This is a genomic window from Streptomyces sp. iso_384 (assembly GCF_056172905.1).
In genome coordinates this window covers 4,388,816-4,401,718 of the sequence record NZ_JBWBTT010000001.1, presented here as the reverse complement: position 1 = coordinate 4,401,718, position 12,903 = coordinate 4,388,816, and the positions used below count along the sequence as shown (strand labels likewise).

18 protein-coding genes and 1 pseudogene are annotated in these 12,903 nt (G+C 71.6%); 10 read left to right on the top strand and 9 right to left on the bottom strand.

All coding sequences use genetic code 11. The annotated features are described in order from the left end of the window. Nucleotides 1–20 precede the first annotated feature (20 nt). The 3 genes from AC0VY3_RS19810 to AC0VY3_RS19800 all read right to left on the bottom strand — a co-directional run bounded on the left by AC0VY3_RS19810 (nt 21) and on the right by AC0VY3_RS19800 (nt 1,993). Nucleotides 21–1,193, bottom strand: a complete 1,173-nt coding sequence (locus tag AC0VY3_RS19810) for a GTP-binding protein (protein ID WP_475550177.1) — start codon at nt 1,191–1,193, stop codon at nt 21–23. 6 nt (nt 1,194–1,199) lie between these two features. Further along, complete coding sequence (rpmF, locus tag AC0VY3_RS19805; RefSeq protein WP_475550176.1) at nt 1,200–1,370, bottom strand: 50S ribosomal protein L32; 171 nt, start codon at nt 1,368–1,370, stop codon at nt 1,200–1,202. 125 nt (nt 1,371–1,495) lie between these two features. Further along, nucleotides 1,496–1,993: a carbohydrate-binding protein gene (locus AC0VY3_RS19800; RefSeq protein WP_258047281.1), complete on the bottom strand. Its 498-nt coding sequence runs from the start codon at nt 1,991–1,993 to the stop codon at nt 1,496–1,498. 328 nt (nt 1,994–2,321) lie between these two features. On the opposite strand from AC0VY3_RS19800, the gene AC0VY3_RS19795 reads away from it, so the two are divergent. The 4 genes and pseudogenes from AC0VY3_RS19795 to AC0VY3_RS19780 all read left to right on the top strand — a co-directional run bounded on the left by AC0VY3_RS19795 (nt 2,322) and on the right by AC0VY3_RS19780 (nt 4,351). Beyond that, nucleotides 2,322–2,588, top strand: a complete 267-nt coding sequence (locus tag AC0VY3_RS19795; protein ID WP_181010992.1) for a hypothetical protein — start codon at nt 2,322–2,324, stop codon at nt 2,586–2,588. Beyond that, nucleotides 2,546–2,659, top strand: a pseudogene (locus tag AC0VY3_RS19790) (universal stress protein); the annotation flags it as partial. The gene AC0VY3_RS19795 and the pseudogene AC0VY3_RS19790, both read left to right, overlap by 43 nt. Before the next feature lie 28 nt (nt 2,660–2,687). Then, a complete protein-coding gene (locus AC0VY3_RS19785; RefSeq protein WP_103510902.1) occupies nt 2,688–3,260 on the top strand; it encodes a TetR/AcrR family transcriptional regulator in 573 nt (190 codons plus the stop codon). A 194-nt stretch (nt 3,261–3,454) separates the two neighbouring features. Continuing rightward, nucleotides 3,455–4,351: an SDR family NAD(P)-dependent oxidoreductase gene (locus AC0VY3_RS19780; protein ID WP_103510886.1), complete on the top strand. Its 897-nt coding sequence runs from the start codon at nt 3,455–3,457 to the stop codon at nt 4,349–4,351. A 240-nt stretch (nt 4,352–4,591) separates the two neighbouring features. Here AC0VY3_RS19780 and AC0VY3_RS19775 read toward each other — a convergent pair whose 3' ends face one another. Beyond that, the gene (locus tag AC0VY3_RS19775) at nt 4,592–4,759 is read right to left on the bottom strand and encodes a hypothetical protein (protein ID WP_475550175.1); all 168 of its coding nucleotides are present in this window, start codon (nt 4,757–4,759) and stop codon (nt 4,592–4,594) included. A gap of 40 nt (nt 4,760–4,799) precedes the next feature. Between AC0VY3_RS19775 and AC0VY3_RS19770 the strand changes: the two genes are divergently transcribed. The 3 genes from AC0VY3_RS19770 to AC0VY3_RS19760 all read left to right on the top strand — a co-directional run bounded on the left by AC0VY3_RS19770 (nt 4,800) and on the right by AC0VY3_RS19760 (nt 5,735). Continuing rightward, on the top strand, nt 4,800–5,102 hold the full coding sequence (locus AC0VY3_RS19770) for a hypothetical protein (protein WP_475550174.1): 303 nt from the start codon (nt 4,800–4,802) through the stop codon (nt 5,100–5,102). Between the two features lie 120 nt (nt 5,103–5,222). Continuing rightward, nucleotides 5,223–5,474: a hypothetical protein gene (locus tag AC0VY3_RS19765; protein ID WP_475550173.1), complete on the top strand. Its 252-nt coding sequence runs from the start codon at nt 5,223–5,225 to the stop codon at nt 5,472–5,474. Nucleotides 5,475–5,597: 123 nt separating this feature from the next. Next, entirely contained in the window at nt 5,598–5,735 is a 138-nt protein-coding gene (locus tag AC0VY3_RS19760; RefSeq protein WP_475550172.1) for a hypothetical protein, read from the top strand. Here the strand turns inward: AC0VY3_RS19760 and AC0VY3_RS19755 are convergent. Beyond that, a complete protein-coding gene (locus AC0VY3_RS19755; protein WP_475550171.1) occupies nt 5,726–6,427 on the bottom strand; it encodes a 2-phosphosulfolactate phosphatase in 702 nt (233 codons plus the stop codon). The genes AC0VY3_RS19760 and AC0VY3_RS19755 overlap by 10 nt on opposite strands. Before the next feature lie 114 nt (nt 6,428–6,541). Continuing rightward, nucleotides 6,542–7,417 (bottom strand): LysR family transcriptional regulator, encoded by an 876-nt coding sequence (locus tag AC0VY3_RS19750; protein ID WP_475550170.1) that lies wholly within the window; start codon nt 7,415–7,417, stop codon nt 6,542–6,544. 237 nt (nt 7,418–7,654) lie between these two features. Here AC0VY3_RS19750 and AC0VY3_RS19745 point away from each other — a divergent pair, with 237 nt between their 5' ends. The 3 genes from AC0VY3_RS19745 (at nt 7,655) to AC0VY3_RS19735 (ending at nt 10,947) form a co-directional block, all read left to right on the top strand. After that, nucleotides 7,655–8,635, top strand: coding sequence for an EamA family transporter (locus tag AC0VY3_RS19745; RefSeq protein ID WP_475550169.1), 981 nt, complete (start codon nt 7,655–7,657; stop codon nt 8,633–8,635). Nucleotides 8,636–9,151: 516 nt separating this feature from the next. Beyond that, on the top strand, nt 9,152–10,180 hold the full coding sequence (locus AC0VY3_RS19740) for an ArsR/SmtB family transcription factor (protein WP_475550168.1): 1,029 nt from the start codon (nt 9,152–9,154) through the stop codon (nt 10,178–10,180). Nucleotides 10,181–10,266: 86 nt separating this feature from the next. Further along, nucleotides 10,267–10,947 (top strand): hypothetical protein, encoded by a 681-nt coding sequence (locus tag AC0VY3_RS19735; protein ID WP_475550167.1) that lies wholly within the window; start codon nt 10,267–10,269, stop codon nt 10,945–10,947. Between the two features lie 28 nt (nt 10,948–10,975). Here the strand turns inward: AC0VY3_RS19735 and AC0VY3_RS19730 are convergent, their stop codons facing one another. The 3 genes from AC0VY3_RS19730 to ddaH form a co-directional block, all read right to left on the bottom strand. Continuing rightward, entirely contained in the window at nt 10,976–11,362 is a 387-nt protein-coding gene (locus AC0VY3_RS19730) for a hypothetical protein (RefSeq protein ID WP_475550166.1), read from the bottom strand. A 241-nt stretch (nt 11,363–11,603) separates the two neighbouring features. Next, nucleotides 11,604–12,017, bottom strand: coding sequence for a hypothetical protein (locus AC0VY3_RS19725; protein WP_103510892.1), 414 nt, complete (start codon nt 12,015–12,017; stop codon nt 11,604–11,606). A 62-nt stretch (nt 12,018–12,079) separates the two neighbouring features. Continuing rightward, complete coding sequence (gene ddaH / locus AC0VY3_RS19720; RefSeq protein WP_242739165.1) at nt 12,080–12,892, bottom strand: dimethylargininase; 813 nt, start codon at nt 12,890–12,892, stop codon at nt 12,080–12,082. Between the last annotated feature and the right edge of the window lie 11 nt (nt 12,893–12,903).

Here is a 12,903-nt window from a genome sequence, read left to right as displayed (position 1 = left end):
ACCATCGCCCGGCCCGGAGATCAGAGGTGTGCGGTCACCCGTTCCTCGTGTTCGCACGCGTCATCGAGGCCATGGGTCTCCCATTCCGGGAACGGATCGGCGGCCGTGAACAACGGCTCCTCCTCGGACAGCAGGCACCGGGCGAGGGCCTTGCGCAAGGCGTCCTCGCGCAGGTCCGTGCCGATGAAGACCAGCTCCTGGCCCTGCGTGGTGCCGGCGTCGCGTGCCCCGGAGGGCTCGAAGCGGGCGACGGAGCCGGCCTGTGACCACAGTCCGGTCACCCTCGGCCTGCTGGACAGCCAGAAGAAGCCCTTGGAGCGCAGGACCTGCCCGTACCGTCCGCTGTCCAGGTCCTCGGTGACGAACGCCCACAGGCGGCCGGGGTGGAAGGGGCGGTCGGCGCGGAACACTGTGCTGGAGATGCCGTACTCCTCGGTCTCCGGCGTGTGGTCGCCGTTCAGTTCCCGGACCCACCCGGGAGCCTGTTGGGCCCGCTCCAGGTCGAAGAGGCCGGTGCCCAGGACGTCGCCCAGCTCCACGCGCCCCTGTGTGGCGGGCAGGAGGCGGGCCTCGGGGTTGAGGCGGTGGAGCGCGGCGCCGAGCCGTGTCCGCTCCCGCTCGCCCACCAGGTCCAGTTTGTTGAGCACGATGACGTCGGCGAACTCGATCTGGTCCATGAGCAGGTCACTGACCGTGCGTTCGTCGTCCTCGTACTGGTCGAGGCCCCGCTCGGCGAGCCCGTCGCCCGCTGTCAGCTCCGTGAGGAAGCTGGCCGCGTCGACCACGGTGACCATGGTGTCGAGCCGGGCGAGGTCGCCCAGCGTCGCCCCGTCGTCCCGGGGGAAGGAGAAGGTCGCCGCGACCGGCATCGGCTCCGAGATGCCGCTGGACTCGATCAGCAGGTAGTCGAAACGCCCCTCGCGGGCGAGCCGGTCCACCTCTTCGAGCAGGTCGTCGCGCAGGGTGCAGCAGATGCAGCCGTTGGTCATCTCGACCAGGCGCTCCTCGGTCCGCGAGAGGGACGCATCGCCCTCGCGGACCAGCGCCGCGTCGATGTTGACCTCGCTCATGTCGTTGACGATCACCGCCACGCGCAGGCCGTCGCGGTTGCCGAGGACATGGTTCAGCAGTGTGGTCTTTCCGGCCCCCAGGAAACCGGACAGCACCGTTACGGGCAGGGGGTCCCGCGTCATGAAGGATCAGCCCTCGGGGCGCAGGAGGCCGCGCTCATAGGCTTTCGCCAGCCGCTGCGGCACCCGGTACACCGAACCATCGATCGTGACCGGCGCCAACTGGGTTGTCACCGCCTTCCATTGGGCGCGGCGGTGACGGGTGTTGCTGCGGGACATCTTCCGCTTCGGGACTGCCATGGGACCACTTTCGTCGTTGGTGGGGAAACGCTATATGAAAACGATAGTCAACACCAAAAGTGGCTGCCGCGTCGGACCGGAGTCGGTCCGGTGCGACTGGATGTCCGCCGCCCGCGGCCGGGCCGTCAGCCGGTACGGGCCGTGGCCGGTCCGGCCTCGTCGAACTGGATCGCGTCCACGTCGAACGCGCCGCCCGACCCTGTGCGGAAGACCAGGTGGAGCCGGTGCGTCCCGCTGACCGGGCCCAGCGGCACGGCCGGGGTCATGCGGTAGTCGTCCCAGCCGTCGGTGGCGGGTACCGGCGTGGTGGCGATCAGCGGGCCGGCCGGCGAGTCCGACCTCAGCTCCGCTCCGGACTGCTCGACGATCCTGGTTCCGGACTGCGCGGAGAAGTGCTCGGCCTGGCGGTGCCGGGGCTGCGGCACGGCACGGCCGTAGCCGGTCAGTGCGGCGCTGTCCGGTGCGCCCTTGTCGACGTAGCGTGCGTTAAGCGCGAAGTACAGGTTCGCGCCCTCGGGGTGGACGGACTTCCAGGGTTGCGCGTTGTGCATGGACGGCGCGGCCGCGGCCTCCTCGACGAGCGAAGGGGTGACCGAGGTGACGCGTTGCTCGATCGTGAACATGCTCTGACCGGCTCCTTCGTGTTGGGCTTCTGCCATCAGCCTCCGGCACCCTCCCGCACCTCCCGCACGGCCCGCACCGGACACAGGGGCCGACCGGTCCTGTCCGGGGCCCAACCGGTTCGGCCCGTGCCCCGCCCGGCGCGGGCGACCGCGGGCATGGGTCCTTTGGGCCCCTGCTCGCCCCTGCGGCCCCTTTCGCGAGGAGGGGCAGGTGCCAAAGCCTGGAGGAGGGCCGCCGCACTCCGTGCGGGCCGTAGTCCGTACGGAGTGTCTCGTCCTGGGATGCTGCGGCCGCGCACGACCGGGGGGCCGACCATCGGAGGAGGCCATGAACAGCACAGAGACTCGTCAGGAGATCGCGGTGGGCGTCGACCCACGCGGTGGCTGGCACCCGGCCGTGGCCTGGGGTGCCGACGAGGCGCAGCTCCGGAGACTTCAGCTCCGTCTCGTGCTCTCCGTTCCGCCCCGGGGCGACACCGAGCACGCCGACGGCAGCCCGCACCGCCGGAGGCTTGAGGAGGACGGCCGACGAAAGCTGACGGAGGCGATCTCGTGGGCACAGGCCGCCGGGGCCAGGGCGGATACACCGGAATGAGGGTCGGCTCCGTGGTGTACGGCCTCCTGCACTGGGCCCACTGCCCCGTCGTCACGGTGCCCGCTCCGTGAGCCGGCATCGCCTGCCTATGCTGTGGTGGTGACACCGCGAGCAGGGCAGGAGAAGGAGCTGAGGGCCGATGCGGCACGCAATCGCGCCCGGATTCTCCAGGTCGCCCGCGGGCGCCTGGCCGCCGGTGACAACACGCTGCAGCTGAACGCCGTCGCCCGGCTCGCCGGGGTGGGCGTCGGGACGGTCTACCGGCACTTCCCCAACCGGCACGCGCTGGTGGAGGCGCTCTCGGCGGACCGCTTTCGCGAACTGGTCGAGGAGGCGCAGGCGGCGGCCGCCGAGGAGGATCCGTTCACGGGCCTGCGCCGGCTGCTGCGCTTCGCCCTCGACCGGATGCTGGACGATCCCGACTTCGCGGCCGTGCTGGAGTCCGCGGGCGACACCGACGTACAGACGTCGCACATGAAGGCGGAGCTCGACCGGACGGTCATGGGCCTGCTGGACGGTGCCCGCCTTTCCGGAGCGGTACGTAGCTCTGTCGACGCCGAGGACGTACGCCGTCTGCTGTGCGGCGTCGGACATGCTGTGCGCTCCGGGGGCAGCGGCGTCCGGGACCTCTACCTGGACGTCCTCCTGGAAGGGCTGCGCCCGCCCCGCTGACGGGGACGGTACCTGGTACGTCTGCGACCCCGCCCCCTTTTGCGGCTCGGCGCTGCTCACTCATTAAACGGATAGCTATCCGTGTGTGCTAGCGTGCCCTCACCAAAACGGATACAAATCCGTTTGTGAACGATGCAGTGGTGCGGTGATGCGGCGGCTCAGTGGTGCCGTGTTGCAGCGGCGAAGGGGTGGTTATGAGTCGGCGGGCGGTAGTGACGGCAGGTACCGGGGGCATCGGCCTGGAGACCGCGAAGGGGCTGGCGCGGCGCGGCTTCGCGGTCACGGTGGTCGGCCGTGACCCCGGGCGGGGCGCGAGCGCCGTGGAGGAGATCGCGGCGGCCTCCGGCGGAGGCGAACCACGGTTCGTGGCCGCCGACCTGGCGTCGCTCGACCAGGTCCGGGCGCTGGCCGCGCACCTGGCGACCGAAGGGCCGCTGGCGCTGCTGGTCAACAACGTCGGTGCGATGTTCGCCCGACGGCAGCAGACCGTCGACGGCATCGAGGGATCGTTCGCCGTGAATCACCTCTCGCCGTATCTGCTGACCGAGTTGCTGCTCGACAGGCTCCAGGCGGATGCGCCGAGCCGGATCGTCAATGTCTCGTCCGCCGCGATCAAGGCCGCGAAGCGCACCTTCGACGCGGTGGAACCTCCGGGCGGCTACTACGGCTTCCACTGGTACGGCCGGGCCAAGCTCGCCAACCTGGCCTACACCGTGCACCTGGCCGAACGTCTCCGCGGCACCGGGGTGACCGTCTTCGCGGCCGACCCCGGCGGTGCCGCCACGGGCATGACGGACGGCACCATGACCTCGCCGACGATCGTTTCCCCGCCGCTGCGCCTGCTGTGGCCGCTGGTCCGCCGCACCTTCGAGCGGTCCACCGCGGGCCCCGCATCGGTGGCCGCCCGGCCGTCCGTCTTCGCTGCCACCGATGTCTCGCTCGACGGGCGGACCGGCCTGCTCATCGGCCCGGAGGCCCGGCCCGTACCGCTCTTCCGCGGTGCCGCCGACCCGCGGGCCATCGAGAACGTACTCAGGCTCAGCCGGCGGCTGGCACCCCTGGAGGGCGGCCACGGCCTTCAGCGCCGGTGAGCCCGGCCCCGGCAGGTGGCGTCCGGTGGGCGACCTGGAAGTCCGTGCCGGGAGGGGGCGTCCAGGAGGCGGTTTGTGACTGGTGAAAAAGGTATCCGGCCCATGGGCGGCCATCACGCCGCTGTCCTGGCCGGGCAGAGCAGAAACAGGCGCGTACGAATGCTCGGACGCGCACGCAGACGTGACAGCACCCCGGCCCCCGGTGCGACCCGTCCGGTCGTTTTGGGGCCGACACCGGCGCTACGGTTTCTCAAGTCCATGGGAGACCATGAGCTGGACGCCGTGGCCGACCGGGATGCCGAAGGCGCTGAGCAGGAAATGCTGTGTCTTCGCCGCGAGGTGGAAGAGCTGCAACGAGCGGACAACCGGGGTGTCTTCGCCCCACTGTCGAAGAAGATCGCCGATCACGGTCCGGCGCCCCGGCTACTACGCGGCCCGCATCGCGGCCGTGACCGTGCTCTACGCAGGCGGCTGGACCGCGTTCGTCCTCGTCGGCGCCATCTGGTGGACCTTGGCCGTCGCCGGGTTCCTGGCCGTGGTCCTCGGCCAAGTGGCGCTGCTGGCCCATGACATCGCCCACCGTCAGGTGTTCCGGCTGCTTCCGGCTGCGCAAGGCCGGCGAGGTCGCGGGGCGGATCGCCGCGAACATCGGCATCGGATCGGCATGGGAAACGGCTGGTGGCAGGACGCACGCGCCACCACGCCAACCACAACCACGCCGAGCTCGACCCCGACATCGAACCCGACCTGATCATCTGGTCCCAGGACCAGCCGGCTCGGCCAGAGGGCTGCCCCTCTTCATCGGCCGCCCGCAGGCTTATCTGTTCTTCCCGCTGCTGACCATGCAGGCGTTCAACCCCACGCGTCGGGGGTGCGGGCGCTGGCGAACAGCTCGCTCAAGCACCGGGTGCTGGAAGGGACGCTGCTCATCGGTCACTTCGCGGTCTGCCTGACCGCGCTGTTCCTGGTGGTGCGCAGGGCGCAGATCATCGTCCGGCGCTACTGCGAAGAGCTGAGCGTGGCGCACCTGGAGACAGGGCTGATCACCTCCTACCGGCAGGCACTTCGCAGCCTCCACCAGGCAGGCGCCCCACTGCGCCTCACCGAGGCCGCCCCCCCCTGATCCGCAGCAGCCGCCCGTCGGCGCGTTGGCGTCGGTCACGGCCAGAGCTGCGGCCGGGGCTGCCGGGCCGTCGAAGAGTCCGGCACCGCCACGGACCCCGGTTTCGGGGAGGGCGAGTTCGACGTGGTCGGGGGCTTCGAGGTCGCCGGCGAGGGCGGCGTCGACGGAGCTGCGGTGAAGGCGGAGGCCCCGGAGCCGATGACGGCGGTGCGACAACAGGAGAGAACGATCACCATGGCCCGGTCGGCCGGTCAGGCCTGAGCCGCGTCGGCCGGTGCGGGCACGGCGTACGGGCGAAGGGCCATGAGCGAGTCCTCCGCGGTCGCGACCATCGCGAACGGGAACCGGTCCAGTTCGAGGCAGAGCGCGACGTCGTCGCGGTGGGCTCCTTGCCGTACGCCCTCCGCCAGTTCGGAGGCGGCGCGGGACTCGGCCGCGCGGCGCAGGAACGGGGCCGCATCCGGTCCGGCCCCGGTGGACCTCCGCGCGATGTACTGGGCGCACGCCAGGTCCTCCTCGGCGCGCCCCTCCTCGCCGGTGACCACGAACGTCACGGCGTCGCACGCCCGTTGCCGCAACAGCCGGGCCGTCGCCTCCGCCACCACGAAGCCGGCGCACAGCACCAGCGACGCCTCCTTGACCGCGAGGGCGCCGACCGTTCCCGCCGTGGTCTTCTGCACGACGGTCCGTCCGCCGAGGTCCACCGACCGCAGCAGGGCCGGTGAGTTGACGGCGTCGAAGCCTGGCGCCGGCGGGCCGTCCTTGAGGGTCACCCACTCCGGGTGGCGTGCTTTGAGCGCCAGGGCGTCGTCCAGCGACTCGGCGAGGACGATTTTCTCGGCCCCCTGTCCGAACGCCTGGGCGGCCACCGTGAAAGCGCGCATGACGTCGACCACGACCGCCACGGAGGGGACTTCGGTCAGTTCGGCGATGCCAAGGAAGTGAGCGTCCATCCTGGCATGATCGCGTACGTTCGGCCCGCAGCGCCCGGTCGGTGAGGCGCTTCACACGGCGTCCCCGGGCCACTGACGTAGCCGCCTCGCTCCGCACCCCTCACTTCTCACCTCCTACTCCTCCTCGATGCCCAGCAGCTCCAGGAAGGCCGTGGCCGCCGGGGTACGGCTGTCACGGCTCCACACCACGTACTCGACGCGGGCCGGTGCGTCCCTGACCTCGATCGTGGTCACCCCGGCCAGGCTCGCGACGTACGAGGGCGGCAGCAGGGCCACGCCCAGGCCCGCGCCGACCAGCCGGGCCAGGTAGTCGGCGTTGGTCACCTCGAAGGCCACCTCGCGAGTGAGGCCGGCGGCGGCGAAGGCGAGATCGGACTGCGCCCGGCCGGCGGTCTTCGCCGGGAGGTCCACGAACACCTCGGCGGAGAGCCGGCGGAGATCGACCGAGTACGCGCCGGCGAGCGGGTGGGCCGGGGAGACCACGGCGATCAAGCGCTCCCGGGCCAGCTCCCGGGCCATGACGCCCCGAGGACGGGCCGTGACCGGCATGCCGAGAAAGGCCACCTCGATCTCGCCCTGCCTGACCTGCTCGACCAGCTCGTCGCTGGCTCCCACGCTGAGGTTGACCCGGGCCTTCGGATGGCGCTGGTGGAAGTCCTTGAGGACGGCGGGGATGTCCACCGCGGCGACGGTGGGGATCAGGCCCACCGTGAGCCGTCCGCGTACCTCTCCGACGGCCGCCGCCACTTCGGCGGCGGCCCGCTCGGCCGCGTCCAGGCACTGGCGGGCGGCAGGCAGGAACGCCGCGCCCGCCGGGGTCAACCGGACCCGGCGGCTGGTGCGTTCGAAGAGCCTGGCGCCCAGTTCCTTCTCCAGGCGCGCGATCTGGTGGCTGAGCGCGGACTGGACCACCAGACAGCGCTGGGCGGCCCTCGTGAAGTTGTTCGTCTCGGCCACGGCGACCACGTACCGCATCTGCTGAAGCTCCATGGATCCATCGTGAATCGAGATCCATCACGTGACAAGCATGTGTTGGACTCATGAATGCCCCCGGACCGAGACTGATGGCGACCACACACGGCAGAAGCCTCCACGGGCCGGCCACGGAGGCCGGTCACGCGTCCGGGGCCTCTCCGGCGTGCCTGAAAGCGGGGGCCGGTCTCCGTGATTCCCCGGCAGTTCGAGGCGGGACGAGGACGAGATGACGAACGAAGACGTGACGACGAGATGACGCGTGGACCGAACATCCGCACGGCGGCCCTGACCGGGCTCGCTCCGGCGGTCTGGGGCAGCACCTATCTGGTGACCACCGAGCTGCTGCCACCGGACCGCCCGCTCCTGGCGACCACCCTGCGGGCCCTGCCCGGCGGTCTGGTGCTGCTGGCCCTCGGCCGGAAGCTGCCGGCCGGCAGCTGGTGGTGGCGCGCGCCGGTGCTGGGCGTCCTGAACATCGGCGCCTTCAACTTCCTGCTGTTCTTCGCGGCCTACCGGCTGCCGGGCGGCATCGCCGCCGTGATCATGTCGGTCCAGCCCATGTTCGTCCTGGTCCTCGCCGCTCTTCTCCTCGGCGACCGGATCCGAGCCCTCCACGCCCTGGCCTGTGCCATGGGCGCCGGAGGCGTGGCGCTGCTCGTCCTCAGAGGCACGGCGTCGCTCGACTCCCTCGGCGTCCTCGCCGCGGTCGGCGGTGCGCTGTGCATGGCCCTGGGCATCACGCTGACCAAGCGGTGGGGGCGGCCGGCCGACGTCGGTCTGCTCACCTTCACCGGATGGCAACTCACGGCGGGCGGACTGGTCCTGCTGCCGTTCTGGCTGACGCTGGAGGACCTGCCCGACGGCCTCACCGGCACCAACCTCATCGGGTTCGCCCACCTCATCACCCTGGGCGCGGTCCTCAGCTACATCGTCTGGTTCCGGGGCATCGAACGCCTGCCCGCCGTCGCGGTCTCCTTCCTCGGGCTGGGCAGCCCGGTCGTGGCGACCCTGCTGGGCTACCTCGTCAAGGGCGAGACGCTGTCGGCCCTCCAATTCGTCGGCATGGCCGTCATCCTCGGGGCGGTCCTGCTCGGCCAGCGCCCACCCGGACCGCGATCCGGAGAGACCTCGCGAAACGTTCCCGGTCCTCCTGCCCCTCTCGCACCTCCGGACCCTTCCGCAGCTCCAGACCGCTCCCGGCCACGCTCGACCACTTCCGGAGAGATGACATGACCGCTGACGACAGAGCCGTGCGGACGACGCAGGACACGGCCGACCCGTCGGCCGCGGCGGGGGAGCTGAAGTCGCCGGTCCGGGGCTGGCTGGGCGTGGCGGCCATCACCGCCGGCCTGTTCGTCTTCCTCACGACCGAACTGATGCCGATCGGCTGCTCACCCCGATCGGTGAGAGCCTCGGCGTCTCCGTGGGCGCGGTCGGCCTCATGGTCACGGCGCAGGGTGTCGCGGCCGGTCTCGGTGTGCCGTTCATCGTGGCGTGGAGCCGCCGCGTCGACCGGCGCCGGCTGCTGACGGCGGGGCAGGGCCAGGTTCGCCGCGCGGAACAAGGCGCGGGCCGGGGCGAGACGCACTGGGAGCACGTCGAGGAGCAGGACGAGGTCGGCCCGCAGGTCCAGTTGTGCCGTCGCCGGGCCGGAGTGAGTCAGGGATGCGGGCCGAGCGGCCGACCCGGGGCATGCTGTGAGGCGGGGGTACGCAGAAGCGCGCCACGGCGACGGCAGAAGGCGGTCCGGTGCTACGCATCCACTTCACGGCGGACGACCTCGCGCGGACCCGAGTGGCCGCGACGATCGGAGCCGCGGCGGAGACCTACTACAGCCTGGAGGTGCTGCGGGAGCACCAGGACGTCTCCTGCTTCCGTCAGTGGCGGTCGGAGGTCGCGGGCCGCATGGGCCCGGACACCCGCCCGCTGACGTCCCTGGTCCCGCCGCGCGGCCCGGGGCTCGACCTGCTGGCCCTGATGGGAGATGTGCCGTCCCTGGACCACGCCGTGGACAACTGGATGTCCGCCCCGGCGGCCCGGCTGCGGCGCGAGTTCGAGGGCGTCGACGTCGCTCCCGTGCACCGCTCGTGGGCCCGTCGGGTGTACGGCGGAGACCGCGAGGCGCGACGCGAGTTCGCCGACGCGGTACGTGCCTGCCATCGGGCGACCGTGGAGCCCTACTGGAACAAGGGGCGCTCCGAACTGGTCGACGCGTCCGCCCGGTTCACGCGTCTCATGCTCGACGGAGGCGTCGACCTCCTGCTGCGTTCGCTCTGCCCACCGCTGTTGCGCTGGCGTCCGCCCGTCCTGGAGGCTCCCTACCCGCGCCCCGTCGAGGTGCGTCTCCAGGGCCGGGGCCTGGCCATCACGCCCACGGTCTTCTCGCCCATCGCCGTCAGCCTGCTCTGGGATCCGCTCGACACCACGCAGCCGCCGCGCCTGACCGTGCCGGTCCTCGGCGAACCGCTGACCGGAGCCGGAACGGCCGGACCGGAGGGTTCTCCCGGCCGGAACCTTCAGGCGCTGCTCGGCCGTACCCGGGCCGCCGCACTGCAGGTGACGGCGGAGGGCTGTACGACGACGGAGCTGGCCCGCCGCCTCGGTGTCTCGGCCCCGGCCGCCAGCCAGCACGCGACCGTGCTCCGCAACGCCGGTCTCATCACCACCAGCCGCCGGGGCGGTTCCGTGCTGCATTCCGTCACACCGCTGGGGCGCACGCTGCTGAGGACGGGGTCGCACACCCTGCACGCCGGTCCTCCTCCGCCCGACCCCCTTTAAGGCATGACTTAAGAGCTGGGGTGAGCGCCACCGGATCCTCCACCATGTGAGCCGCACACCGGCACACGTCCTGGAGAGATGTCTTGATGTCACATCGTTGGTCGGCCGCGGCCGCCCTGGGCTCGATGCTCCTGCTCGCCGGCTGTTCGGGCGGCGACGGGGCGGGCCCGGCACCGGGCGGCGACCCGGGGGGCACCCCACCGCCGAGTGCTTCCGCCCCGGTGTACACCCCGTTCGAGAAGATCCCCGGCGACGAACTCCTCCACACCGGCATCGGCGAGCCGCTCGGCATCCGCGTGAAAGCCGTCGACGCGATGTGGACCCCCGAACTGGCCGGCGAATCGGCCGCCGCAGGGCGGCACTTCCTCGCCGTCTACTTCGCGGCGACGGGCGAACTCGCGGACCGCGCGGTGAAGAACGCCCGGCTCACCGACCTGACGCTGCGCATCACACCCGCCTCGGGCACCTGCGCGAAGGGTCCGCGCCTCCAGGAGGGCGAGATCGACTGCGTCACCGAGTCCTATCCTCGCAGCCAGCTCGCCGAGGTCGCCGACGGCGAATGGCGGAACTTCTCCTGGACCAACATGAGGGTCATGGGCTCGACCATCCAGCGGGGCGAGACGAAGATCGGCGTCGTCGGATTCAGCCTGCCCGACACCGTGGACCCCACCGCCCTCGAGCTGTGCGCACCGACCAAGGAACACCCCGTCGACACCACGGCCTTCCCGTGCGTACCGGTGAAGACGCCCGACAATGAAAGGAGTTGAGCAGCCCCGGTCCGCTCACGGCGCCCCCTCACGCCGGTGCGCCCCGGCTGTACGACCGCCACAGCGCCGCGTACTCACCGCCGTTCGCCGGCAGTTCTTCGTGCGTGCCCTGCTCGGTGACCCGGCCGCCGGAGAGCAGCACGATACGGTCCACGTCGCGCGCCCGGTCCAGACGGTGCGCGACGATCACACGCGTCCGGCCCCCGGTCACCCGGGCGAGCGCCGTCCGCAGCCGATCGCCGCCCGCCGCTCCGGACTCGGCGGTGGCCTCGTCGAGCACGGCCACGGGCGGGGCGGCGAGCAGGACGCGGGCCGGTGCCCGGTGCTGGCCCGAGCCGTCGTCGAGAGGGGTGCCGCCACGGCCGAGGGCGGTGTCGAGCCCGGACTCCGGGCCCTCCGCCCAGTCGGCGCCCACCGTGTGCAGAGCGCCGCGGAGCTCCTCGTCGGACGCGGCGGGGCGGGCCGGCCGGAGATTGTCCGCGAGGGTGCCGCCGAACCGGTGGACCTCCTGCGTGACCAGCTACCGGACGGCGGGCGCCCCAACACGAACTTGGGTCACACCAACTTCCCTCGGTGTCCGCTGGGCGGCCGGGGAGGCGGTCACGCGTGGTCGCGAGCGTGTGCCCACCGGCCGGCCGGTGGGTCCGGGCCCGGGTTCAGGACAGTTTCGGCCGCTGTGTCGCCGGTGGGCCGTACGCCTCCGCCAACGCGTTCCGGACGGCTTGCCGCCCCGCCTGGCGGAACGCGCGGGGATGGGTGTCCACCTCGTGCACCTTGATGGACCGCAGGACGACCGCGACGGCGACGGCGGTGCCGGGATCCAGAGCCGCCGGATCCGCCAGCTCTTCACGTACGCCGACGCCGAAGGCCTCGTGCAGCTCGGCCACCTCGGCGGCCGACCAGCCCGGCACCGTACTCGTGTCCGCCGTCTCGAACTCCACCCCCTCCGCCCAGGGCTCGAAGTCCGCCACCGCCAGGGCGAAGGAGGACGGGCAGCCGGCCTGACGGGCGTACACGGCCTTGACGCCGTGCAGGGGCCGGGGAGGGAAGGTCCGGGGCTCGATGGTCATGCGTCCACGGTAGCGACGCCCCGGCGGCCTCCCCACGGAATTTCCGTGGGGAGGCCATCCGTTCAGGCCTCCCCGCGCAACTCCAGGGTGCAGCACTTCACGCTGCCGCCCGCCTTGAGGAGTTCGGAGAGGTCCACACCGATCGGGTTGAAGCCGTGCTCGCGCAACTGCTCCGTCAGGGCCGTCGCGTTCTGCGGCAGGACCACGTTGTACCCGTCCGACGTGGCGTTCAGTCCGAACGCCTCGGCGTCGCCGGGGGAGGCGAGCAGCGCGTTGGGAAACAGCCGCTCCAGGACGGCCAGGCTGCCGGGGGAGAAGGCCCCCGGGTAGTAGGCGACCGTCTTCTCGTCGAGCACGGTCAGGGCGGTGTCCAGGTGGTAGTAGTCGGGGTCGACGAGGGTCAGCCCGATCACCGGGCGCCCGAAGTACTCCTGTGCCTCGTCGTGGGAGCGCGGGTCGCTGCGGAACCCGGTGCCCGCCAGCAGCCAGTCACCGGCCAGGAGATAGTCGCCCTCCCCCTCGTTGACGACCGCGGCCGTGCGCAGATCCGGAAAGCCGTTGTCCCGCAGCCAGTCGTGGTAGGCGGGACCCTCCGCGATGCGCTCGGCGTCGCGGAATCTGGCCACGAGGGCGCGCCCGTCGACGACGGTCGCGCCATTGGCCGCGAAGACCATGTCGGGGAGACCGGGGACGGGGTCGATCGTGTCGACGGTGTGCCCGAGGTTCAGGTAGACCTCGCGCAGTCGCTCCCACTGGGCGATGGCCAGCGGGGTGTCGACCGGCTTCGTCGGGTCCATCCACGGGTTGATGGAGTAGACCACGTCGAAGTAGGTGGGCCGGCACATGAGGTAGTGCCGGGCACGTGCGGTACGCATGGGTAGGGTCC

Excerpts from the sequence above, each read along its gene's own strand:
- AC0VY3_RS19755 (WP_475550171.1), bottom strand. The coding sequence starts at position 6,427 with ATGGACGCTCACTTCCTTGGCATCGCCGAACTGACCGAAGTCCCCTCC.
- ddaH (WP_242739165.1), bottom strand. The coding sequence starts at position 12,892 with ATGCGTACCGCACGTGCCCGGCACTACCTCATGTGCCGGCCCACCTAC.
- AC0VY3_RS19800 (WP_258047281.1), bottom strand. The coding sequence starts at position 1,993 with ATGTTCACGATCGAGCAACGCGTCACCTCGGTCACCCCTTCGCTCGTC.
- AC0VY3_RS19795 (WP_181010992.1), top strand. The coding sequence starts at position 2,322 with ATGAACAGCACAGAGACTCGTCAGGAGATCGCGGTGGGCGTCGACCCA.
- AC0VY3_RS19745 (WP_475550169.1), top strand. The coding sequence starts at position 7,655 with ATGACGCGTGGACCGAACATCCGCACGGCGGCCCTGACCGGGCTCGCT.
- AC0VY3_RS19810 (WP_475550177.1), bottom strand. The coding sequence starts at position 1,193 with ATGACGCGGGACCCCCTGCCCGTAACGGTGCTGTCCGGTTTCCTGGGG.
- AC0VY3_RS19735 (WP_475550167.1), top strand. The coding sequence starts at position 10,267 with ATGTCACATCGTTGGTCGGCCGCGGCCGCCCTGGGCTCGATGCTCCTG.
- AC0VY3_RS19780 (WP_103510886.1), top strand. The coding sequence starts at position 3,455 with ATGAGTCGGCGGGCGGTAGTGACGGCAGGTACCGGGGGCATCGGCCTG.
- rpmF (WP_475550176.1), bottom strand. The coding sequence starts at position 1,370 with ATGGCAGTCCCGAAGCGGAAGATGTCCCGCAGCAACACCCGTCACCGC.
- AC0VY3_RS19750 (WP_475550170.1), bottom strand. The coding sequence starts at position 7,417 with ATGGAGCTTCAGCAGATGCGGTACGTGGTCGCCGTGGCCGAGACGAAC.
- AC0VY3_RS19725 (WP_103510892.1), bottom strand. The coding sequence starts at position 12,017 with ATGACCATCGAGCCCCGGACCTTCCCTCCCCGGCCCCTGCACGGCGTC.